At 71.2% G+C, this 22107-nt stretch carries 20 protein-coding genes and 1 pseudogene; 9 read left to right on the top strand and 12 right to left on the bottom strand.

Annotated features, from left to right (window positions below):
- Window position 1: 1 nt before the first annotated feature.
- A complete protein-coding gene (gene trpS, locus DFI_RS05610; protein ID WP_022799662.1) occupies window positions 2–1000 on the top strand; it encodes a tryptophan--tRNA ligase in 999 nt (332 codons plus the stop codon).
- Window positions 997–1773: a segregation and condensation protein A gene (locus DFI_RS05605; RefSeq protein WP_051307616.1), complete on the top strand. Its 777-nt coding sequence runs from the start codon at window positions 997–999 to the stop codon at window positions 1771–1773. Before trpS ends, DFI_RS05605 begins: the two co-directional genes overlap by 4 nt.
- Before the next feature lie 24 nt (window positions 1774–1797).
- Here the strand turns inward: DFI_RS05605 and DFI_RS05600 are convergent, their stop codons facing one another.
- The 6 genes and pseudogenes from DFI_RS05600 to DFI_RS05575 form a co-directional block, all read right to left on the bottom strand.
- On the bottom strand, window positions 1798–3867 hold the full coding sequence (locus tag DFI_RS05600) for a molybdopterin oxidoreductase family protein (protein WP_043777581.1): 2070 nt from the start codon (window positions 3865–3867) through the stop codon (window positions 1798–1800).
- Window positions 3868–3990: 123 nt separating this feature from the next.
- Window positions 3991–5223: an ABC transporter permease gene (locus tag DFI_RS05595; RefSeq protein WP_338030635.1), complete on the bottom strand. Its 1233-nt coding sequence runs from the start codon at window positions 5221–5223 to the stop codon at window positions 3991–3993.
- Window positions 5224–5278: 55 nt separating this feature from the next.
- A complete protein-coding gene (locus DFI_RS05590; RefSeq protein WP_027462451.1) occupies window positions 5279–6028 on the bottom strand; it encodes an ABC transporter ATP-binding protein in 750 nt (249 codons plus the stop codon).
- Between the two features lie 334 nt (window positions 6029–6362).
- Window positions 6363–6554 (bottom strand): annotated as a pseudogene (locus DFI_RS05585) (helix-turn-helix transcriptional regulator); the annotation flags it as partial.
- Window positions 6555–6560: 6 nt separating this feature from the next.
- Window positions 6561–7013, bottom strand: coding sequence for a hypothetical protein (locus tag DFI_RS05580; RefSeq protein WP_027462450.1), 453 nt, complete (start codon window positions 7011–7013; stop codon window positions 6561–6563).
- Entirely contained in the window at window positions 7010–7444 is a 435-nt protein-coding gene (locus tag DFI_RS05575; protein WP_051307614.1) for a hypothetical protein, read from the bottom strand. Before DFI_RS05575 ends, DFI_RS05580 begins: the two co-directional genes overlap by 4 nt.
- A gap of 322 nt (window positions 7445–7766) precedes the next feature.
- On the opposite strand from DFI_RS05575, the gene DFI_RS05570 reads away from it, so the two are divergent.
- The 6 genes from DFI_RS05570 to hemG all read left to right on the top strand — a co-directional run bounded on the left by DFI_RS05570 (window position 7767) and on the right by hemG (window position 12733).
- The gene (locus DFI_RS05570; RefSeq protein WP_022799670.1) at window positions 7767–8294 is read left to right on the top strand and encodes a transcription initiation factor IIE subunit alpha family protein; all 528 of its coding nucleotides are present in this window, start codon (window positions 7767–7769) and stop codon (window positions 8292–8294) included.
- Between the two features lie 139 nt (window positions 8295–8433).
- Window positions 8434–8763: a cyclic-di-AMP receptor gene (locus DFI_RS05565; protein WP_022799671.1), complete on the top strand. Its 330-nt coding sequence runs from the start codon at window positions 8434–8436 to the stop codon at window positions 8761–8763.
- A 19-nt stretch (window positions 8764–8782) separates the two neighbouring features.
- The gene (locus DFI_RS05560; RefSeq protein WP_162145409.1) at window positions 8783–9250 is read left to right on the top strand and encodes a MaoC family dehydratase; all 468 of its coding nucleotides are present in this window, start codon (window positions 8783–8785) and stop codon (window positions 9248–9250) included.
- A gap of 93 nt (window positions 9251–9343) precedes the next feature.
- Window positions 9344–10432: a uroporphyrinogen decarboxylase gene (gene hemE / locus DFI_RS05555; protein ID WP_081425786.1), complete on the top strand. Its 1089-nt coding sequence runs from the start codon at window positions 9344–9346 to the stop codon at window positions 10430–10432.
- 4 nt (window positions 10433–10436) lie between these two features.
- Window positions 10437–11402, top strand: a complete 966-nt coding sequence (hemH, locus tag DFI_RS05550) for a ferrochelatase (protein WP_027462448.1) — start codon at window positions 10437–10439, stop codon at window positions 11400–11402.
- 2 nt (window positions 11403–11404) lie between these two features.
- On the top strand, window positions 11405–12733 hold the full coding sequence (hemG, locus tag DFI_RS05545) for a protoporphyrinogen oxidase (protein WP_027462447.1): 1329 nt from the start codon (window positions 11405–11407) through the stop codon (window positions 12731–12733).
- Between the two features lie 12 nt (window positions 12734–12745).
- Here hemG and DFI_RS05540 read toward each other — a convergent pair whose 3' ends face one another.
- Complete coding sequence (locus DFI_RS05540) at window positions 12746–13753, bottom strand: GGDEF domain-containing protein (protein ID WP_051307610.1); 1008 nt, start codon at window positions 13751–13753, stop codon at window positions 12746–12748.
- A gap of 13 nt (window positions 13754–13766) precedes the next feature.
- Window positions 13767–16577, bottom strand: a complete 2811-nt coding sequence (polA, locus tag DFI_RS05535; protein WP_043777579.1) for a DNA polymerase I — start codon at window positions 16575–16577, stop codon at window positions 13767–13769.
- A 63-nt stretch (window positions 16578–16640) separates the two neighbouring features.
- Here polA and DFI_RS05530 point away from each other — a divergent pair, with 63 nt between their 5' ends.
- A complete protein-coding gene (locus DFI_RS05530; RefSeq protein WP_174234911.1) occupies window positions 16641–17003 on the top strand; it encodes an ArsC/Spx/MgsR family protein in 363 nt (120 codons plus the stop codon).
- A gap of 53 nt (window positions 17004–17056) precedes the next feature.
- Here the strand turns inward: DFI_RS05530 and DFI_RS05525 are convergent, their stop codons facing one another.
- The 4 genes from DFI_RS05525 to DFI_RS05510 form a co-directional block, all read right to left on the bottom strand.
- Window positions 17057–18181, bottom strand: a complete 1125-nt coding sequence (locus DFI_RS05525) for a DUF58 domain-containing protein (RefSeq protein WP_027462445.1) — start codon at window positions 18179–18181, stop codon at window positions 17057–17059.
- Window positions 18178–19164 carry an AAA family ATPase gene (locus DFI_RS05520; RefSeq protein WP_027462444.1) on the bottom strand — a complete coding sequence of 329 codons (987 nt, stop codon included), beginning with the start codon at window positions 19162–19164 and terminating at the stop codon, window positions 18178–18180. Before DFI_RS05520 ends, DFI_RS05525 begins: the two co-directional genes overlap by 4 nt.
- The gene (locus tag DFI_RS05515) at window positions 19161–20654 is read right to left on the bottom strand and encodes a DUF4129 domain-containing protein (RefSeq protein ID WP_027462443.1); all 1494 of its coding nucleotides are present in this window, start codon (window positions 20652–20654) and stop codon (window positions 19161–19163) included. Before DFI_RS05515 ends, DFI_RS05520 begins: the two co-directional genes overlap by 4 nt.
- Before the next feature lie 103 nt (window positions 20655–20757).
- The gene (locus tag DFI_RS05510; RefSeq protein WP_051307667.1) at window positions 20758–22077 is read right to left on the bottom strand and encodes a gluconeogenesis factor YvcK family protein; all 1320 of its coding nucleotides are present in this window, start codon (window positions 22075–22077) and stop codon (window positions 20758–20760) included.
- Between the last annotated feature and the right edge of the window lie 30 nt (window positions 22078–22107).

The raw sequence follows: 22107 nt of genomic DNA, 5'->3' as shown, positions 1-22107 counted from the left end.
TATGCCGCGCGTGTTTTCAGGAATTCAGCCCACCGGGGCGCCTCACATCGGGAATTATTTCGGGGCCATGCAGAACTACGTGACGCTGGGCGAGCAGTTCGGGAAGAACAGCCTGTACTGCGTGGTGGACCTGCACGCGATCACCAACCCGGCCGCCAGCGACCCGCGGGAACTGGCGGGCCGGACCTTCGACATGGCCGTCGCGAACTTCGCGGCGGGGCTGGACCCGGCCAAGGTGGTGTTCTTCGCGCAGTCGCACGTGCCGGAGCACCAGGAGCTGAGCTGGGTGTTCACCTGTCTCACGCCGGTGGGTGAGCTGGAGCGCATGACGCAGTACAAGGACAAGGCCGCGCAGTATGAGAGCGTGCCCTCGGGCCTGCTGATGTACCCGGTGCTGATGGCCGCGGACATCCTGCTGTACAAGGCCGACACCGTCCCGGTCGGGGACGACCAGACCCAGCACATCGAACTGACCCGCGAGATCGCCCGCAAGTTCAACCACCACTACGGCGAGACCTTCCCCGAACCGAAGGCCGTGTACAACCAGGGCGCCGTGCGCGTGCCCGGCGTGGACGGGCACGGCAAGATGAGCAAGAGCAAGGGCGAGGCCAGCACCATCGGGATTCTGGAACCGCTGGACAGCATCTGGCAGAAACTGCGCGCGGCGCCCACCGATCCGCAGCGGGTGCGCCGCACCGACCCCGGGAACCCGGAGGTGTGCCTGATCTTCGACTACCACAAGCTGTTCAGCGACCTGGATACCATCCAGCTGGTGGACGTGGGCTGCCGCACCGCCGGGATCGGCTGCGTGGACTGCAAGAAGAAACTGATGGAGGGCGTCACCGCGCACCTGGAGCCGCTTCAGGAGCGGGCGGAAGGGCTGCGGGCTGACCCGGATTACGTGCGCGACGCCCTGCGTCAGGGCGCGCAGGAGGCCCGCGCGATCGCCGCGCCGATCATGGACGAGGTGCGGCACAAGGTCGGTTTCCTGAAACTGTGACCGCGCCGAGCCTGCCCCCCCCGCCCGTGGAGAGCCTCCCACGGGCCGGGGGGCCCTTCCAGGTGCAGCTCCCGGCGTTTCAGGGCACCCTGACCGAGTTGGCCTCCGCACTGCGGACCGGGCGGGTGGGTCCCGGGGAGGTGCCGCTGCTGGCCCTGACGCGGGAGGTGCTGGCCTGGGTGGGTGGCCTGACGGGGGGCAGTGCGGCCGGGTGGGCGGAGGCGCAGCCGGACCTGCTGCCGGCACTGGCGCAGGTGATCGCGCTGAAGGCCCGGCTGCTGCTCCCGCAGCCCGACCCCGAGGAGCCCGGCCCGGACGACGATTTCGGCGAGCTGGAGGAACTGGTGGCGGGCGTGGAGGCCCTGGCGGAACTGGACGCCCTGGTGGGGTTCCTGGCGGCCCGGCGCGCCGCGCGCGAGGGCCTGATTCCGGCGCGGCCTTTCCCGGTGGACCTGCCGCGCCGGCCGGCGAAACGCACGCCGCGCGGCAGCCTGGAAAAACTGGTGAAGGCGGCGCAGCAGGCGGTGCGGCAGGTGGAGGTGCCGCTGCTGGCCCGTGACCGCCTGACGCTGGCGGACGCGCTGGTGGCGCTGCGGGCGTTCGGGTCGCGGCTGCGGACCTTCACGTTCCGGGGCGTGCCCGCGCAGGACTGGGGCGAGCGGACCACGTACTTCGCGGCGCTGCTGGAGGGCGTGAAGGAGGGCCGCTTTAGCGTGGAACAGCCCGGCAGTTACAGGGAGATCACCGTGCACTGCCACGAGCCGGCCAGCTGAGGTTTTCCTCCGTGCAGGCCGCCCTCAGTCGGCGGCGCTGACGGGGTCCGGCTGCTCGGCCTGCACGGGCGTGACGGCCACGCGCATGCTGTGAAAGGTGCTGCCGCCGCCCAGGTCCGTGAGGGTCTGGGCGGTGACCTCGTTCACGCTGCGGCCGTCCGGGGCGGACAGGCCCCACCAGGTGCCTTCCAGGACCAGCGTGCCGGGCTGCGTGGCGTCGGACACGCGGATGCGGCGCGTGATCTCCCCCACCTCGCTGCGCAGCGTGCCCAGCTGCCCGTCCTGGAGGCCGTGGGTGGCGGCGTCTTCGGGGTGCATCAGCACGTGCGGTTCGCTGCCCTCGGCGCGCGTGAGGTTCGGCAGCAGGCCGTAGGTGCTGTTCAGGAAGTGGTGCGCGGGCGGCGTGATCAGGTGCAGTGGCCATTCCGGGCCGGCGTGCTCGTGCGGGTCGGAGTAGGTGGGGGCGGGCGTGAGCTGCACCTTCCCGCCGGGCGTTTCCGCACCGTGGGCGTAGGGCAGGAACACCTCGGGGAGATTCAGGCGGACGCTGCCCTCGGCCTTCAGGCGCTCCGGGGTGATGCCGCTCAGGTGCGGGTGGTCGGTGTCCAGCAGGTGGGCCAGGAGCTCATCCATGGTCCAGTACATGCTGGGTTCGGTGACGCCCAGGCGCCGGGCGAGTTCCTGCATCACCCAGGAGTTCGGGCGGGCCTCGCCCGGGGCGGGCAGCGTGACCGGGTTGTACCCCAGGTAGTGATGCCCGTAGCTGGTGTACAGGTCGGCGTGCTCGGCGAAGGTGGTGGCGGGCAGCACGTAGTCGGCCAGCCGGGCGGTTTCGGTCATGGCCTGTTCCAGCACCACGACCAGCAGGTCGTCCCGCTGCAGGCCGGCGCGGACCCGGCCGGAGTCCGGGGCGACGACGGCGGGGTTGGTGTTGTACACGACCAGGGCGCCCAGCCCGGCGTCCGGGAACAGGGCGTCGCCGAGCTGGTTCATGTTCACGCTGGGGTGCCCCGGCTGGACGAGGTGAGCGGCGCCCAGCTGCGTGCGGTTGAGTTTGAACGCGCCGCTGGCGCTGAGGCTGCACCCACCGCCCCGGTGGCGCCAGTCGCCGGTCAGGGCGGGAAGCAGCGTGACGGCGCGGAGGTTGGTGCCGCCGTTCTCGTGGCGGGTCATGCCGTACCCGACGCGGATGTACGTGGGCCGGGTGGTGCCTATGGCGCGGGCGAAGGCGCGGACGTCGTCGGCGCTCAGGCCGGTGACCTCGGCGGTGCGGTCCGGCGTCCAGGGGCGGGCGGCCTCGCGGAGTTCGTCAGCGCCCTCGGTGGCCTCGGCGAGGTAGGCGTCGTCCGTCCAGCCGTGGGCGAACAGTTCGTGCATGACGCCCAGGGCCAGGGCGGCGTCGGTGCCGGGCTTGATTTTCAGGTGCTCGTCGGCGAAGGCGGCGGTGCGGTTGCGGTAGGGGTCCACGCACATGATGCGCGCCCCGGCCTTGCGGGCGGCGGTCATGTGCGGTGTGAGGTGGCTGTTGGTGCTCAGGGAGTTGATGCCCCACAACACGATCAGGCGGGCGTGCGCGACGTCCTGCGGGTCCACGCTGTAGCGCGTGCCGTACCCCATGGCCCAGGCGGCCGTGCCGGCCGACGCGCAGATGGTCTCCTCCAGTTCCGGGGTGCCCAGCGCGCGGAACAGGGCGTGCACGTGGGTGCCTTCCCGCAGGCCCATGGTGCCGGCGTAGTTGTACCGCAGGATGCTCCGCGGCCCGCGGGTGTCCAGCAGGTCCTTCAGGCGGGCGGCGATGTCGTCCAGCGCCTCGTCCCAGGTGACGCGTTCGAACTGCGGGGCGGCGTCCGTCTTGCGGCCCACGCGGCGCAGGGGGTACAGGGGCCGCTCGGGGTGGTTGGCGCGGGCGGGGTAGTGCACGGTCTTCGCGCAGGCGAAGCCCCGGGTGATGGGGTGGCCGGCGTCCCCGGTGACCTTCAGCATCCGCTCCGTACCGTCCGGGCCCGCACCCAGCGTCACCTTCAGGCGGCAGGCGTCCGGGCAGTCCAGCGGGCAGGTGAGCAGGACGTCACGGGTGGGTGCGGTGGCGGTCATGCGCCGGATTGTACGCGCCCCTCCCGCCGGCGGGGAGGGCCACTCCCAGGCAGGTTCCGGGGTCCGGTCCATGGGCCGCGCGGCGCCCCGGGGTGGGTGGCGCCGCGCGGCGGGAGGGCGGGGTCAGTTGCGGAAGATGATCTCCTCGCGCCCGAAGCTGCGCCGGGCGACCATGGACACCAGGAGCGCGCCCAGCAGGTTGCCCAGGATGGCGAGCAGGGCGTGAGGCGTGGTGACCGTGCCCTTCACGGTGTCCAGCAGGGCGATCATGCTGCCGATCAGGGGGGTGGCGTACACGGCGGTGCTGAAGTTCAGGAAGTCCGCGAACTGCAGCATGATCACCGGAATCACGATCAGCATGCTCAGCGGCGCGATGTACGTCTGCGCTTCCTTGAAGCTGCGGGCGTAGATGCTGATGGCGATCAGCAGGGCGCTGATCAGCAGGGCGCTGCTCAGGCCGATGCCGAGCAGGGCCAGCACGCCCGGCAGGGTCAGGGTGAGCTGCCCGCCCATCATGCTGCTCATCTCGCTGGCGAGGCTGCCGCCGTCCTGCCGGGCCCGCAGCTGCGCCACCACGAAGCCGGTGACCACGAAGCCGGCCACGCTGAACAGCGCGCTGATCAGGGCGGTGAGGGTGGTGGCCAGGAGCTTGCCGCCCACCACCTCGCTGCGGCGCACGGGCGTGACCAGCAGGCTTTCCAGGGTGCCGCGTTCCTTCTCGCCGGCAGTGGCGTCCACGGCGGTCGCCATGCCGCCGGACAGGATGAACTGCAGCATCAGCATGGGGATCAGGAAGGCCAGCATGCCGCTGCGCCGCGCCTGTTCGGGGGTGGCGTCGATGGCCTGCACGCGCACGGGCGTCAGGGTCTGCTCGTCCAGTCCCATGGTTTTCAGGCGGTCCACGGTGAGGCTGCGGTTGTACGCCTCGACGACGTTCTGCACCTTGCCGACCGCGCCGGCCTCGCTGCTCATGCTGGCGAGCTTGCCGTACACCTCCAGCGTCGCGGTCTGGCCGCCGGCCTGGGTGGGCATGGGCTGCGCGGGTTTCAGCACGGCTTCCACGTCGCCGTCCTGCACGGCCTTCATGGCGTCCGTGACGGGCACCAGGGTCACGCCGCTGCGCAGGACCGCGCCGGACTCGGATTTCACGTCGCTTTCCAGCATGCTGCGCAGCGGGGCGGGCAGCGTGCCGATCACGCCGACCTTCTGCCGCTCGGTCTGCTTGCCGCCGATCAGGTTGCCCATCAGGAACGGCAGGCCCAGGGTGAGCAGCGGGATCATGACCAGCGGCATGAAGATGGTGGCGTTCAGGGTGCGGCGGTCGCGGATGGTGGCGAGCAGGTCACGCACCGCCACGCGCCACAGCATAGGCCAGCGCGGCAGGCTGCTCGGCCGGGACATAGAACGGGACTCAGACCGCATGGTGCACCTCCGCACGCGCGGCAGGCTGCCGGACGAGGTGGAAGAAGGCGCGTTCCAGGTTGCGTTCGCCCGTCTGGGTGAGCAGGGCGGGCACGGCGCCCACGTGCAGCACGCGGCCCTCGTGCAGGATGGCGACGCGGTCGCAGACTTCCTCGGCCTCGCTCATGACGTGCGTGGAGTACAGCGTCAGGCGGCCCGGCTGGCGGGTGGCGGCCACGAAGTCCAGCAGGGTGCGCCGGGCGAAGATGTCCAGGCCGCTGGCGGCCTCGTCCAGGATCAGCACCTTGGGCTCGTGGATCACGGCGCGGGCAATCACGACCTTCTGGCGCATGCCGGTGCTGTACTCGCCGGCGCGGACGTCCAGGGTGCGGCCCAGTTCGAGTTGCTCGTCCAGTTCGGCGATGCGGGCCTCGGTGCGGGCGCGGGGCATGTCGTACAGGTCCGCGAAGGACCGCAGGATCTCCCGGCCGGTCAGGCGGGTGGGGAGGCCCATGCCGCCGTTCACCACGCCGATGATGCGCCGCACCGCCTCGGAGTCGCGGGTGACGTCCAGGCCGGCCACGCTGGCGGTTCCGGAGGTGGGCGAGAGCAGGGTCGCCAGGATGCGCAGCAGCGTGGTCTTCCCCGCCCCGTTGGGCCCCAGCAGGCCGAACACCTCTCCGCCCTGGGCCTGCAGGCTCACGCCGTCCAGGGCCGTGAAGGTCCCGTAGCGTTTCACGATGTTCTGAATCTCAAGCATGTCACTCCTGGTACGCGCTGAAAGCGATTGTGGTTCCGGCACAGTATGCTCAGCCGGTGGGCCGTTTGAAGTAGTGCAGCGCCCGCCCGGGCCAGGACGCCACGTATGCCCAGCCGCTGCGGGCGCGCTCCGCCTGCGTGCCGGCGGGCAGGTCCCCGTCCAGGCGGTCGTAGGCCCACTGCTGCGCGGGCTGCTCGGCGGGGCGGCGGAAGTGCAGCAGGTCCGGCGCCACCCCGGTCAGTTCCCAGCCGTCCAGGCCCATGCGGTGCAGCACCGGACCGTCCGTGTCGGGTGTGGCGGGCCGGGACGCCTGCAGCCACGGCTGCGGAGGGCCGTCCGGGTCACGAAATACCTGCTCCAGGGGCTGTCCGAACAGGCGCGCGATCCGGAAGGCGAGCGGCAGGCTGGGGTCGTACTTCCCGGTTTCCAGGGCATTCACGGTCTGGCGGCTGACGTCCAGTGCGGCCGCGAGGTCCGCCTGCGTCCAGCGCAGCTCGGTGCGCAGTTCCCGAATGCGGTTCTCCATGCCCGCTCAGCTCCTCTGGTCGCGGAGGTACAGGAAGGCGGTCGTGAGCAGGTAGGCGGCGAGCGCGGCGGTCCAGGGAATGTACAGGTCGGTCAACGTGAAGGTCGGCGGGGGCACGTCGCGGGCCAGCGCGGCCGGCTGGCCATGCCCCGCCCAGCCCACGGCGGCCCAGGCGATCAGGCCGGTCATGACCAGGAACGACACGACGCCGGCCACCGCCCAGGCCTTGAGCAGCCGGACGCGGCGGAACTCGTCCATCACCCGGTACTGCCACACCGTGATGCCGGTGCCCAGCGCGAGCAGGCCCAGCAGGCCGCCTGTGATCCAAGGCACGTAGCGGGCGATCCAGTCCGGTCGCTGCCCCACCAGCAGCAGGGCGACAAACACCAGCGCCGTGAGGGCGGCCTCGGCCCGGCGGGTGCGTCTCAGCTGGCGGTCGCGGGTCAGGGGACGGGTCACGGCCGCTCCCGACCGCCCAGGCGGACGGTCTGGAGCACGCTGGCGGCCAGCCAGGACCCCATGCCCAGCACGTAGAAGGCCCAGGCGGGGGTGGGGAAGTGCAGCAGGGCCTGCAGGGCCATCGCGCCGCCGCTGACGATCATGGTGATCAGAAAGGCGAGGCTGGCGGCCTGCGTGAGTTGCAGGCGGGCGAACTCGTCCATGTGGCGGTACATGGCGAGCATGCGCCCGGCGAAGAACAGGGGCAGCGCGGTGAGCATGCCGGTGCCCAGGCCCTTGCTCAGGTCGTGGAGAGGATCGTCCTGCTGCACGCCGAACGCCAGGGCGATGGCGGCCACGGCGGCGAGGGCGCCGCCGGTGAGGGCCATGCGCAGGCTGATCAGGGCCAGGGTGCGTTCCCGGGTGGGAGGTGGGGTGGGGGTGGATGTCATGTCAAACCTCCTTGACTCGAGGGTAAACTTTCCTTGACCCGTCTGTCAAACGAACTTGACTTCCCTGTCGGCGGTCACCTCTTTCAGACGCGGTCGTCACCCCGCCCCTCCTCGCCTGACCCCACCGGTCCACGCAAGTGAAGCCCGCCCCCCCTCTCCTCCTGAGCGCCTCATCAAACATGAGAGAAAATCTGTAACAATAGGAAAGTTGCGCTCAAGCGCATTTCCCGCCAGCACCGCACTCCAGAGTCGTGAAGCCGCGCATCCACAATCCGCCCCGCACCCCGTGACTTCACCCCTTCTGGCTTCAACCGGAGGACGCATGTTCAATCCCCCCACCCTGGAAGACCTGCAAGAAACCCGCCGCGCCAACGAGAAACTCGTGCTCAAGGCGCTGGAAAGCAAACCTGAATGGGTCGAGACGGAACTCGCCAAGACCACCGGCCTGGCCCTCTCGCACCTGCGCGCCGCGCTGGCCAGCCTGCTCGACCAGGGCCGCGTGCGCCGCCTGCCCGGCACCGGCACCCGCGCCGTGTACGGCCTCGCCGACCCCGGCCTGGCGGACGTGCCTGCCACGCCCCTGACCAGCGACGCCAAGAAGATCCGCGACTACCTCGAAGGCCGCGCGGACAGCGCACTGTACATGAGTGATCAGCTGCGCATGACCCGCGAGGACGTCATGAGCGCGCTGAGCCTGCTGAACGCGCACGGCATGATCACCTGCACCTTCGTGGGCAGCCTGGTGATCTTCCGCCTGAAAGAAACCCAGGCGCTCGGGCAGGACGCCGCGCCGGACAAAGCCGAGAAGGCCGAGAAGCCCGCCCGGAAAAAGCAGCCGGCGCTCGCCTGAACGCCTCCTGAGCTCTCCCCTGTTCCGCCCGCCCGGCCCCGTGCCCGGGCGGGCTTTTCATGCCCTGTCCAGGGCGCCTGCCGGCAGTCTGACCGGGACCTGACTTGCCGAGCCCGCCTCCCCTGCTATCCTGACGCACATGAAACTCGTGCTGGCCGTCATTCAGGATGCCGACGCTTCCGGACTCATGCGGACGCTCTCGCAGCATGCCTTCGACGTGACGAAGCTGGCCAGCACCGGCGGCTTCCTGCGGGAGGGCAACACCACCCTGATGATCGGCGTGGACGACGAGCGCCTCCCGGAACTCAAGAAGCTGATCCAGCACACCTGCCGCACCCGCACGCGGCTGGTCGCGGCGAACGTGCCGGTCGGCGAGCAGAACGAGGGCGTGGCCGCCGACCCGGTGGAGGTCCCGGTAGGCGGCGCGGTGCTGTTCGTGATGCAGGTCGCCGAGTTCGTGAAGATGTGAGCGGCCCGGGGCAGCGGTGGTGAACGGACCGTCCCCCGCGTTCCAGACCCAGCGGCAGGCGGCCTTCGACGCCGCCCGGGTCGGGCAGACGTTCACGTACCGCCGGACCTTCACGGACGGCGACCTGAGCCTCTTCTGCGGCCTGACCGGGGACCTGAACCACTTCCACCTGGATGAGGAGTTCGCGGCCGGCGCGCCGTTCGGGCGGCGGATCGTGCCGGGGCTGCTGCCGGCCAGCATGGTCACGCACATCGGCGGCCTGATGGGCTTCCTGGCAGCGGAGATGCACTTCGAGTTCCTGGCGCCGGTGTACGTGGGCGACACCGTAACCTGCGTAGTGCGCTTCACGGGGAAGGACGAGGCGCGCCGGAGGGTGCTGTGCGCCGCCACCCTCACCAATCAGGCCGGGGGCGTGGTCATCCGGGCCTCCTTCGGCGGCTTTCCCACGCAGCCGCGCCTGCGGCCGGACAGCCCACCGGCTGACTGACCGGCCGGTCCGGGATTTCTGCCCTCCCCGGGCTTGTTAAGCTGTGGCCTTGAGTATCCGGTGGCCTGACCCCGGAGCCGCAAGGAGCCCGAAGTGACCCATCCTCAGCGACCCCCGTCCGCCCCCGCCGTGGACCAGACCAACCGAGACAGCGCCTTCCTGACCGCCATGCGCCGCGAGAGCGCCCCGCACACGCCCGTGTGGTTCATGCGCCAGGCCGGGCGGTACATGCCCGAATACCGCGCCCTGCGCGCCGGCCGCAGCATGCTGGAGTGCATCCGCACGCCCGACCTGGCCGCCGAGATCACCATGCAGCCCATCAAGGCCTTCAACGTGGACGCCGCGATCCTGTTCAACGACATCCTGACCCCGCTGCCCACCATGGGCCTGGACCTGGACTTCGTGGGCGGCGTGGGCCCGCAGATCGCCAACCGCATCGAGACGCCCGCCGACGTGGACCGCCTGGGCGTGCCCGCCACCGCCGAAACCATGCCCTACACCATGGAATCCATCCGGCTGGTGCGCCAGCAGCTCGACCCGCGCGGCATCCCCCTGATCGGGTTCATCGGCGCACCCTTCACCCTGGCGAGCTACGCCATCGAGGGCAAGGGCAGCAAGACCTACGACCGCACCAAGCGCTTCATGTACGCCGAACCGGCCGCCTGGGCGCGCCTGATGGGCAAGTTCGAGGCGATCCTGGGCGACTACCTGGAACAGCAGGTCCGCGCCGGCGCGCAGGCCGTGCAGGTGTTCGACTCCTGGGTGGGCATGCTCAGCGTGCACGACTACCGCACCTTCGTGAAACCCGCCACCGACCGCCTGATCCAGCGCGTCAAGGGCCTGGGCGTGCCGGTCATCTACTTCGGGACCGGCACCCAGCACCTGCTGCCCGACATGGCCAGCCTGGGCACCGACGTGGTCGGCGCAGACTGGAGACTGCCGCTGGACGAGGCCTGGAAACTCCTCCAGCCCGGGCAGGGCATCCAGGGGAACCTGGACCCGCTGCTGCTGCAGGCCCCCTGGCGCGAACTGAAACACCAGGTGGACCGCATCCTGGAAGAGGCCGGCGGACGCCCCGGGCACATCTTCAACGTCGGGCACGGCCTGCTGCCGGAAACCCCGATGGACAACGTGGCGCGTGTCATCGATTACGTTCACGAGCGCACCGCGAAGGGAGGCTGAGCGCATGACCACCCCTGACCCCACCCAGACCCCCGTGGCGCCCGGCACCATCGGCGTGCTGTTCATGGCCTACGGCGGCCCGGAGTCCCTGGAGGACATGCCCGGGTACCTCTCCGACATCCGCGCCGGGCGCGTCACGCCCGCCAGCGTGCTGGACGAGATCACCAACAACTACCGCCTGATCGGCGGGAAGAGCCCCCTGCCGGAGTTCACCCGCGCGCAGGTGGACGCCACCATGGCGCAACTGCAGAAGCTCGGCCGGCCGCTCAAGGCATACATCGGCATGCGGCACTGGTCCCCGTGGATCGAGGACGCCGTGCGCGACATGCTCGACGACGGCATCCAGCAGGCGGTCGCGATCGTGCTGGCCCCACACTACTCCAGCATGAGCGTCGCGAAGTACCAGAAGAAGATCAAGGCCGGCCTGGAGATGAACCACGGGCACATCGACTTCGTGTTCATCGACGACTACCACACCGAACCTGGGTACATCACGGCCCTGGCCGACCGCGTCCGGCAGGGCATTCAGGAGTTCCCGGAAGGCGAGCGGGATGACGTGCACGTGGTCCTCTCCGCGCACAGCCTGCCGGTGCGGATCAAGCGGGAGGGCGACCCGTACGCCGACCAGCTCATGGAATCCGCGCAGCTCGTGGCGAAACAGGCGGGCCTGCGGGACGACCAGTGGAGCTGGAGCTTCCAGTCGGCGGGCCGCAGCCCGGAGCCCTGGCTGGGACCGCAACTCGACGAGCACCTCACCGACCTGGCCGGCAAGGGCGTGAAGAAGGTCGTGAGCGTGCCGGTGGGCTTCGTGTCCGACCACGTGGAGATCCTGTTCGACATCGACATCGCCGCGCAGGAAGTCGCCAAGGAACTGGGCATGACGCTGGTCCGCCCGCCGGCCCTGAACACCGATCCGCTGTTCATCGGGACGCTGGCGAGCGTGATCGGGCGCGCGCTGCCCGAAGCCTGAGAATGCCGGGGGCTGACCTGCCCGTCATCGTGGTCGGCGGCGGCATGACCGGCCTGAGCGCCGCGTGGGAGCTGCAGCAGCAGGGCGTGCCGTACGTCCTGCTGGAGGCCGGCGACTACCTGGGCGGCAAGGTGCACAGTGAGCTCACCGAGGACGGTTTCCTGATCGAGCGGGCCGCGGACGCGTTCATCAACGGCAAGCCGCACGCGCTGCAGCTGGCCCGCGAGGTCGGCCTGGAAGCCGAGGAGATCCACCCGCGCACCGAGTCCCGGCGCCTGTACTTCCTGCGGGGACGGCGGCTGCTGGACTTCCCGCCCAACCTGAAGATGTTCGTGCCGATGGACGACGAGTCCTTCCGGCAAAGCGGCATCCTCTCCCCCGCCGGCACGGAACGCTTCCTGCAGGAGGTGAACGTCCCGCCGAAACCCGACGACGGGCAGGACGAGTCGCTGGCGGGCTTCATGCGCCGGCGGTTCGGGGAGGAGGCGCTGGACTTCATCGTGCCGATGGCCGCCGGGATCTACGTGGCGAACCCGGAGGAACTGAGCATGCAGGCGTCCTTCCCGCAGTTCCTGGCGATGGAACGCCGGTACGGCAGCCTGATCGCCGGGAGCCGCGCCACGCCCCGCGCGACCGGGCCCATCTTCACGTCGTTCCGGGGGGGGATGCGGGCCCTGCCGGACGCGGTGGCCGCGCGGCTGACCGGGGACGTTCGGCTGAACACGCCGGTCAGTCGTGTGCTGGACGGCGGGGTGCGGCTGGGCAGCGGCGAGGAGTTGCGGGGGCGCGCGGTGATCTCCGCGGTGCCCGCGTGGTACGCCGCGCCGATGTTCAACGGGTCCTTCCCGGACGCGGCGCGCCGCATGGCGCAGTTCCGCGCGAACAGCAGTGCCGCCGTGACCTTCGCGTACCGCGCCGATCAGGTGGACTTCGACCTGAACACGCACGGGCTGCTGGTCGCGCCGTCCGAGGGGCTGCCCATGACCGCGATCACGGTGCACAGCAGCAAACTCGCCGGCCGCGCGCCGGAAGGCCACGTGCTGATGCGGGTGTTCTTCAAGGCCACCGAGCCGGGCGTGGCCCGGAAACTCGCTCAGCTGTACCTGCACGAATTCCTGAACGTGCAGGGCGAGCCGCTGCACTACCATTACGGCGACTGGCGCGGCAAGAACCCCGCCTACGAGCTGGGGCACCTGGGCCGCGTGGCCGGGATGCAGGCCAGCCTGCCGGCCACCGTGCGGGCCGTGGGGTGCAGTTTCACCGGGGTGGGCGTGCCGGACTGCGTGAATGCCGGCCGGACCGCGGCCCGAGAGGTGCTCGCGGCCCTCTGACCCCCGCCCGGTTCAGGCCGCCCAGCGGTCCCGGCCCGCCCGCTTGGCTTCGTACAGGCGGGCGTCCGCATGGGCGATGGCGGCCTCGGCCGTCTGCGGGGGGAGCCACACGGACAGCCCGGCGCTCAGGGTCACCGGGGGCAGGCCCATCGGCCGGGCGTGCCGCACGTCGGCCAGCAGGCGCTCCACGATGAAGGTCGCCTCGTCCAGGGACGTCTCGACGAGCAGCAGCAGGTATTCTTCGCCGCCCCAGCGGCACAGCACGTCGCGGTGCCGGGTGCCGGCCCGCAACAGTCCCGCCACGTGCCGCAGCACCGCGTCGCCCGTCTCGTGCCCGTGCCCGTCGTTCACGGCCTTGAAATGGTCGATGTCCAGCAGCACCAGGATGTCGGGCTTGGGGTCCTCGGCGCCGGGGGCGGCGCCCTCCCGGGCCCGCAGCGCGAGGAGCATGGCGCGGCGGTTCGGCAGTTCGGTCAGCACGTCCAGGTGCGCGAGGTCCTCCAGCGTCTCCGCGCGGCGGCGTTCCTCGTACAGCTGCCGGCCGTGCGTGCCCAGGAACCCGGCCAGCAGGGTGATGTAGGCCACGTCCCCGAACGTGGAGAGGTCCACGGCGCTGCGCGTGAGCGTCACGGCGGCCAGCGCCGCCCAGTACACGGCCGTCAGCACGCCTGCCAGCCGCAGCGGCATGAACGCGAACGCGATGAGCACCGTGATCACGTGCGTGGTGTAGGTGGTGATGGGCGTGGCCGCAGGCGACGCGAGCCCCATCAGCAGGAACACCGCCTGCCAGAACGCCACGAACGGCACCGTGTAGTACGCCGCCCGGCTCATCCGCAGCCGCCGCAACCGCAGACTGATCAGCAGGCCGCTCATGAACACGATGCCGCCCACGTTCAGCCAGGCGTTGATCGGCTTGTCGATCCGGAAGTCCAGCCACACGAAGTACGCCTGGTACAGGATGGTCAGGACGAACATCGTCGCCAGGGCGGACTCCGTGGTGCGGGGCGCGGACCGGGTCAAGGGAGGGGCCTCCTTACTTCGTGTCGAACCAGTTGGGGCCGGTGCCGACCTCCACCGCGAGCGGCACGCTGAGCTGCACGGTGTGCTCCATCACCTCGCGGGTCACGGCGGCGATCTGCTCGGCCTGCGCGGTGGGCGCCTCGATCAGCAGTTCGTCGTGCACCTGCAGCAGCAGCCGGCCGCCCAGCGGTTCCAGTTCGCGGTCCAGGCGGATCATGGCGTACTTGATGATGTCAGCCGCGGTGCCCTGGATGGGCATGTTGTACGCGAGGCGCTCCCCGGCCTCCCGCAGGGTGCGGTTGGTGGCGGTGAGTTCCGGCACGTACCGGCGCCGGCCGTACAGCGTTTCCACGTACCCCTGCTTGCGCCCGAACTCCAGGGTCCGGTCGATGTAGCGGCGGATGCCGGGGTAGGTGCTGAAGTACGTCTCGATGAACCCGGCCGCGTCGGCGTACGGGATGCCCAGGTCGCGGCTGAGGCGGTGGGCGCTCATGCCGTACAGCACGCCGAAGTTCACGGTCTTCGCGGCGCGGCGCTGGTCCGGGCCGACGTCCGCCTCGCTCATGCCGAGCACCTGCGCGGCGGTGCGGCGGTGAATGTCGGCGCCCTCCTGGAAGGCCTGGCGCATCAGGGGGTCCTCGGCGATGTGCGCCAGCAGCCGCAGTTCGATCTGCGAGTAGTCGGCGCTGATCAGGCAGTACCCGTCCTCGGCGATGAAGCCCTTGCGGATCTCGCGGCCCTGCTCGCTGCGGATGGGGATGTTCTGCAGGTTCGGGTTCAGGCTGCTCAGGCGGCCGGTGGCGGCGGTCGTCTGGTTGAAGGTGGTGTGCAGTCGGCCGGTGCGGGGGTTCACGAGGTTAGGGAGGGGGTCCAGGTACGTGCCGCGCAGCTTGTCCAGCTCGCGGTACTCCAGGATCAGCGGGATGACCGGGTGCTCGTCCCGCAGGGGTTCCAGGGCGGCGACGGCGGTGCTGCGCTTGCCGGTGAGTTTGGTCTTCTTGCCGCTGGCGAGGCCCAGTTCGTCGTACAGCACGGTTTCGAGCTGCTGCGGGCTGCGGACGCTGAACTCCCGGCCGGCCAGTTCGTGAATGCGTTTTTCCAGCTCGCCGAGCTTCACGCCGGCCTGAATAGCAAGGGTCTGGATGTAGTCGCGGTCCAGCTTCACCCCGCGCACCTCCATGCGCTTGAGCACGGTGGACAGCGGGAGTTCCATGTCCGCGTACAGGGTGCGGCGGGCGTCGTCCAGGCGGGGCGGCAGGTCGTGCAGCAGGTGCGCGGTGATCGCGGCGCGCGTGCCGGCGTCCTCCGGCCAGGGCTGGCCCAGGTACCGCTGCGTGACCACGCTCATGTTCATGTTGGCCGGGTCCAGCAGGTACGCGTGCAGCAGGGGGTCGTCCCCGGGGTCCACCTTCAGCCCGCGGACGCTGAGGTGCGCGGCCAGGGCCTTGGCGCCGGCGGCCGTCACGGTGCGCTGCCCGATGAACTCCGCGTCGTCCACGGTGTCCGGGTACTGCGCGGCGAGCTTCGCAGCGGCCTTCTCGGCGTCCTTCCGGGCCTTCTCCTGCGCCTTGAGCTGCGCCTTGGTGGGCGGCGCGGCCCGGTCAGGGTCCAGCATGCCGTCGAACAGCCCCGCCGGGGCGGCCGCTTCCCGCGCCTGCCGCTCCTTCGGGGTGACGGTCGGGGCCACGCGGACCACGCCGCCCTCCCCTTCCGCCTCGAAGGTCGCGGCGGCGGTGAGGGAGGCGGTCAGGTCGTCCTCACGGGAGAGCACGTACCCCCACACCACGCCCTGCCGGGGCGTGCGCCACTCGGCGGCCGTGGCCTGCGGCAGCGCGGCGGCGGGCTGGGTGGCCTGCTCGTCGGCCGGGGCGGCGCGGTGCGTGGCGTCCAGCACGGCGTCCGGCAGGCCGGCCGCGTCGGCCGCGGCGCGGGCGTTCAGGGTCAGGATGTCGCGCTGCACGCTGTGCAGTTCGAGTTCGGTCAGCAGCTGCCCCAGGCGCTGCGGGTCACCCGGCAGGCGGCCCACGCCGAGTTCCACGTCCAGCGGCAGGTCCGTGACCATGCACGACAGTTCGTGGCTGAACTGCACGGCTTCCTCGGAGTCCAGCAGTTTCTGGCGCACGCCGTCGGGTTTCAGGGTGCCGGCCTTCGCGGCCTCGTAGATGCCCTCCAGGGTGCCGTACTCCTGCAGGAGTTTCGCGGCGGTTTTCGGGCCGATGCCCTTCGCGCCGGGAATGTTGTCGCTGGCGTCCCCGGTCAGGGCGCGGTAGTCCACCCACTGGCGCACGGTCACGCCGTACTTCTCGACCACCTGCTCGGGGCCCATCAGCGTGAAGTCGTTGGTGATCACCTTGACGTGCTCGTCCAGCAGCTGGTAGGCGTCGCGGTCACTGGTCAGGATGCGGACCTGCATGCCGCTTCCCTCGGCCTTGCGGGTCAGGGAGGCGATCACGTCGTCCGCCTCGTACCCGTTGACTTCAAGGCGGGGCAGGCCCATGGCGTCCACGATCTCCCGGATGCGGTTGATCTGGGTGGGCAGGTCGGCGGGCGTCTCGGCGCGGCCGGACTTGTACCCGTCGTACTGCTCGTGCCGGAAGGTCTTCACGGGCGGATCGAACACCACGATCACCTGGTTGCCGCGCTGCTTGCACAGCCGCAGCGTCAGGCGCATGAACCCTAGGATGGCGTTCGTCGCCTCGCCCTGGCTGTTCGTCAGGGGCGGCAGCGCGAAGTAGGAACGGAAGGCCAGGGCGTGCCCGTCGATCAGGACCAGGGTGTCGGGCCTGGGCGTATCAGGTCCGGTCGAGGGGGAAGCGGCAGTCATAGGGGCAATTCTACGGTGCGGCTCCCCCCGCCCCCGGGCGGACCCGGCGCTACACTCCCGGCCATGAGTGCCCCCAGCGTGCAGGTTCAGGTGTTCGGCGTGAAGAAAAGTGCGGCCACGCGCGCCGCCGAGCGCTTCTTCAAGGAACGCAAGGTGAAGATTCACTTCGTGGACCTCAAGGAGCGGCCCATCGCAAGGGGGGAACTGGCGCGCTTCGTGCAGAAGTTCGGCGTGAATGCCCTGCTGGACACCGGCGGGAAGGCGTACGAGCAGAGCAACCTCGCGTACCTGCGCACCACCGAGGAGGGCGTGATCGCCCGGATGATCGAGACGCCGGAACTGCTGGTGCTGCCGCTGGTGCGCAGCGGCAAGTACCTGAGCGTGGGCGAGGACCCGGACGGCTGGAAGGCCATGCTCGAAGGCTGAGCGGCACCCAGGACGAGCGAGGGCGGCGGAACCGAATGCCCTCCGCCCTGCCCTTACGCCGCGCCGAGCTGAAGCACGCTCTGGTTGCCGCGCAGGATGAACACCAGCACGCCCGTTCCCGCCAGCGCGGACGCCTGCCGTTCCAGTTCGCGGATGCTGTCGGGCAGGCCCACGTGCTGCCGGCGGGGGTTCTCGCCGGGCTCCAGGTAGAATCCCTCGGGGATCGCCACGATGCTCACGCGGCTGGCGGTCGCGCGGGCCAGCATCGCCTGGCGGATCAGGTCCGGCGTGGGCCGGTGCGTGAGGATGATCAGGTTCCCCCCGCCGCGCGTGGGCGGAATCACAGGCGGCTCGTCCCTGGGAGTCAGGCCGCCCAGGTGCGCCAGGGCCGCGTGCTGCGCGTCTGCGGCCGTGCCGGAGGGCGTGATCCCGGCGTTGGAGGCCGCACTGACCGGCAGGCCCGCCTCGGCAGCCGTGCGCAGCAGGCTGGACGCCAGCCGCGCGGCGCTGTCCACGTACACGTCGCTGCCGTGGGTGGTGTCCACGTACACGGTCACGCTGCTGGCCGCCATGCGCTCCAGTTCCCGCACCGTCAGGGTGCCGGTGCGGGCGCTCAGGCGCCAGTGCACGCGGCCCGGCGGGTCCCCGGGCTGGTACTCGCGGGCGCCGCGCAGGCTGATCGGGTCGTCCAGGCCCATGCGGCGGGTGGGCGTGCCCTCGGACAGCAGGGGGCGCAGCAGGTCCGGCAGGATCAGGCCGTGCGAGCCGGGGAACACGGTCAGGTGCGTGCGGACCGGCAGACGCACGCTGCGCCAGAACAGCCCGAACGGATCGGCCCAGTGCAGCGTCGCGTCCGGCCAGTCGTACTCGCCGCGGCGGTTCAGGAGCACGGCCGTCTCGTGCATGAACTCGCCCTGCCCCACGGCCGCGCCGGCGAACGTCACGGCCTGATCGGCGACCACACTGCGCGGCGGCGGGTCCTCCAGCACGTACCGCACCGGCAGGACGCTGCGCAGCGTGACGTGCACACGCAGTGGCAGGCGAGCGCCCTGGAAGCCGTTGGGCGGCACGCTCCGGTCCAGCATGACGCGGGGTGGCCGGCGGTACGCGGCCCACACCGCGCCCACCAGCAGGGCCAGCACGCCCAGCCACAGCAGCGCGGAGGCAGCCCAGCTCATGGGCGCGGGCCGGCCGCCTGCTCGACCGGCACCGGTTCGGCCGCCAGGACCTCCTCCACGACCTGCGCGTCCCCCTGGCCCTGAAGCCGCGCCTCGATCCGCAGGCTCAGGCGGTGCGCGAGCACGCCCGGCGCGGCTTCCTGCACGTCGTCCGGCAGCACGAACGAGCGGCCCGCCTGGAAGGCCAGCGCCTGCGCGACCCCCTGAAGCGCCAGGCTGGCGCGCGGCCCGCCGCCCAGCGCGACCATCGGGTGCTGGCGGGTCCGGGCGACCAGGGCCGCAATGTACCGGCGCAGGTCCGCGGACACGTGCACGTCCCGCACCTGCCGCTGCGCGTCCAGCAGGTCGGCCGGGGTGACCACGCTCTCCAGCGCGTGAATGGGATGCACAGTTTGCAGGCGGTCCAGCAGCCGCACCTCCTCGTCCAGCGTGGGGTAGCCCACCGACAGGCGCAGCAGGAAACGGTCCAGCTGCGCTTCCGGCAGGCGGTAGGTGCCCTCGTGCTCCACGGGGTTCTGCGTGGCGATCACCACGAAGGGCGGCGGCAGAAGGTGCGTCACGCCGGACTCCGTGACCTGCCCCTCCCCCATCGCCTCCAGGAGCGCCGACTGCGTCTTCGGGGTGGCGCGGTTGATCTCGTCGGCCAGCAGCACCCCGGTGAAGATCGGGCCGGGCACGAATTCGAAGATGCCGGTCGCCGGGCGGTACACGCTCACGCCGGTCACGTCACCGGGCAGCAGGTCCGGGGTGAACTGCACGCGCTTGAAGTCCAGGCCCAGGCTACGGGCCAGCGCGCGGGCCAGCATGGTCTTCCCGGTGCCCGGGGCGTCCTCCAGCAGGATGTGCCCGCAAGCCAGCACGCCGGCCAGCGCGAGGCGAGTCACGCCCTCCTTCCCGACCAGCACGCGGGCGACATTCTCCAGCACGCGGGCCGGCAGGACAGGGGCGGAGGTGAACGGGGCGGTCAGTTCGGTGTAGGTCATGGGGTGGCCTCAGGGGGAATGGAGGGAGAGCGGCGGTCAGCCGGCTCCGAGGGGGTCAGGACCCGGGCGGGCAGGGTGGGCAGCAGCCGACGGAGGTCCTGCACGGCTGCCTCGGCGGCGTCAGCGTCCTCGTCGGTGAGGTGACCGCCGTACCGGACCGGCAGATACGCGCGGGTCAGCACGTCCAGCGCCGGGCCGAGGTGGGGGTCCAGGGCCGAGAGCCGCTCGGCGAACGCCGCGGGGGACTCGGTGGGTTCGCGGGACCGGCCGGTGCCGGCCAGGAGGCCCTCGGCCTGGGCGTAGGCCAGCCGGACGCGGTGGCGGGGGGCAGGCGGGCTGGCCGGCGCCGGAGCGGGCGCGGTCCCGGTCTCGGTCGCCCGGCGGGCCGCCTCTTCCCTTTCCGCGCGGACGAACAGCAGGTAGGCAACGAGTGCCAGCACGAGCAGCAGGGTCACGGCCACCAGCAGCCACGCCAGCGTCACGGCGACGGGCGTGACGTCCAGCTGGCGGCCCGCCCGGGCGGAGAGGAAGGTGTCGGTGGCCTTCTGGAAGACTTCGGGAAGGGTCCTGGGCGGCCCGGTGGCGCTTCCATGGCCTGTGGTCGCGCCCAGATATACCGCCACCGCGAACCAGAGCACCGCGGTGAGCAGAAGTCCGGCCGCCATGACCAGCTCGGCCGCCCCGGGCCGCTGGCCCCGGCGCCGCAGGGTTTTGCCGCGCCACAGGGCGATCATGCCCAGGATGAACGCGAGCATGAACAGGGACCCGCCCAGTTCGATGGGCAGGCGGGCGTCCGCGCCGTTCACCCGGAATTCGATGGGCCGCTCACCGTCCGTCAGTTCCGGGTCGCCCGCGGCCGGGTCCGGCTGGGCCGGGGCGGGCGCGGCAGGCATGCCCCCCTGGGTTGTCGTGGCAGCCTGCTGGGTGAACAGGCCCGCCGGGTTCAGTGGCGCGCGCGGCAGCACGAAGGCCAGGGTGAGCACGGCGGCCCCGGCGGCCAGCAGGCCGGTCCAGACGCGCGGGGACCAGGGGGTGTTCTCCCCACGGCGGCCGTCCAGGCCCGGACGGGCCAGCTGCCCCCCAGCCAGGGCGAGCAGCAGGCCGGGCTGCGGCGCGATCAGGCCCAGGGCGAGGACCGGCCACAGGCCGCGGGTCTTGCCCTCACCGAGTTCGTGTGCCGACCAGTGCAAGAGGGCCACCGCCAGAGACGTGATCACGTAGAGACCCACGATCAGGGCGATGCCGCCAGCGTCGGAAAAGTCGGCCGAGCGCAGCGCCAGGAGTGGTACGGCCCCCACGATCAGCAGGCTGCCCAGCAGCCGCGCCTGCTCCCAACTGGGGTTCCGGACGCCCAGGGCGTACAGGCCGCACAGCAGGACCACGATCCAGGCGGGCAGCAGGCCCAGCAGGGCCAGGGGCAGCAGGGCCAGCGCGTAGCGGCGCGACCCGACCCGGTCGGCCGGGCGGGGCGGGGGGGCGGGGCGGGTCACGGCGTCCCGCCCATCTGGCGGGATGGAGGACGGAAATTGGGCATCTGAACCGTTATACGCGAGCGGTCTTCAAAGCGTTGCCTCGCCTGAGCATGCGCCCGGATCAGCCGACGTCGACAGGCAGCAGGCGGCGCGGAATCAGGCCCAGGATCGCCTGGACCAGCGCGGCCGGGTCGTGCCGCGCGAGGTCCGGGTGAATCAGGGGAAGGGTGTGCACGCGGCCCCGCAGGGCGCGGCTCGCGCCGTTCAGGGTGAGGAACTCGGCGCCCTCGGCGTGGTAGCGGTCCATGACGTCCGGGCTGGGCACGGTGCTGTTCACGAGGACGTGTTCGGGCGTGCGGCCCAGGTGGCGGGTGATGGCGTCCACGTGGTCTTCCAGGGTGAGGCCGGTGGTTTCGCCGGGTTCGGTCATCAGGCTGGCGACGTACACGATGGGCGCGCTGGCGGCGCACAGGGCCTCGGTGATGGCGGGGACCAGCAGGGCCGGGATGATGCTGGTGTAGAGGCTGCCCGGCCCGAGCACGATCACGTCCGCGTCGCGGATGGCGTCCAGGGCAGCGTCCAGGGCGGGCAGGTCGGGCGGGTCGAGGCTCACCTGTTCGATGTGGGCGTCGCCGACCAGGGTGGCGAACTGGCTTTCGCCCTGGATGGTGCGGCCGTCGCTGAGGCGGGCGCAGAGAGTGGCGGGCCGGGCGGTGGCGGGGTACACGCGCCCGCGGATGCGCAGCACCTCGTGAATGTCCTGCATGGCCTCGCCCAGGCCGCCCTCCTCCTCGCTGAGGGTGGCGAGCATGAGGTTCCCGAAGGTGTGGCCCTGGATGCCGTCGCCGCGTTCGAAGCGGTGCAGCATGAGCCGGGCCATAACGGGGCTGTCACTGAGCGCGGCGTAGCAGTCGGTGAGGTCGCCGGGGGCGATCATGTCCAGCGAGCGGCGCAGGCGGCCGCTGCTGCCGCCGTCGTCGGAGATGGCGACGATGGCGGTGGTGTTCTGCGTGCTGTCGCGCAGGCCGGTGAGCAGGCGGGACAGGCCGGTGCCGCCGCCCAGCGCCACGACTTTGGGGCCGCGGGTGAGGGTGCGCTGTTCGTACAGCAGGTCCATGGCGCGGGCGGGCGCGGTGCCGGTGCTGCTGAGCAGCTGGCGGTTGAGCATCACGACGCTCCACAGCGCGCCCAGCAGCGCCAGGGCGGTCACGGTGATGCCGATGGCGTGCAGGGGCAGCACCCCGGGGTCCATCAGGCTGTTCAGGGTCAGGATCCAGCGGGTGGCGAGGGGGTGCAGCGGTCCGGTCCAGGTGAAGTGCAGGAAGCCCACGGCGCCCAGCGCGGTGCACAGGATGAACAGGGTCAGCCAGCGCTTCACGCCGATGCCGGGGGCCAGCCAGCGCCGCAGCGACCCGGGCCGTTCCGCAGGGCGCGGGGGCACGGCGGAGCGCAGGGGGGCGGCGCCCGGCAG

Source organism: Deinococcus ficus (genome assembly GCF_003444775.1).
Classification (GTDB): domain Bacteria; phylum Deinococcota; class Deinococci; order Deinococcales; family Deinococcaceae; genus Deinococcus; species Deinococcus ficus.
Note: the sequence above shows the minus strand (reverse complement) of the source record. Positions and strands in the feature narration are given on the sequence as shown.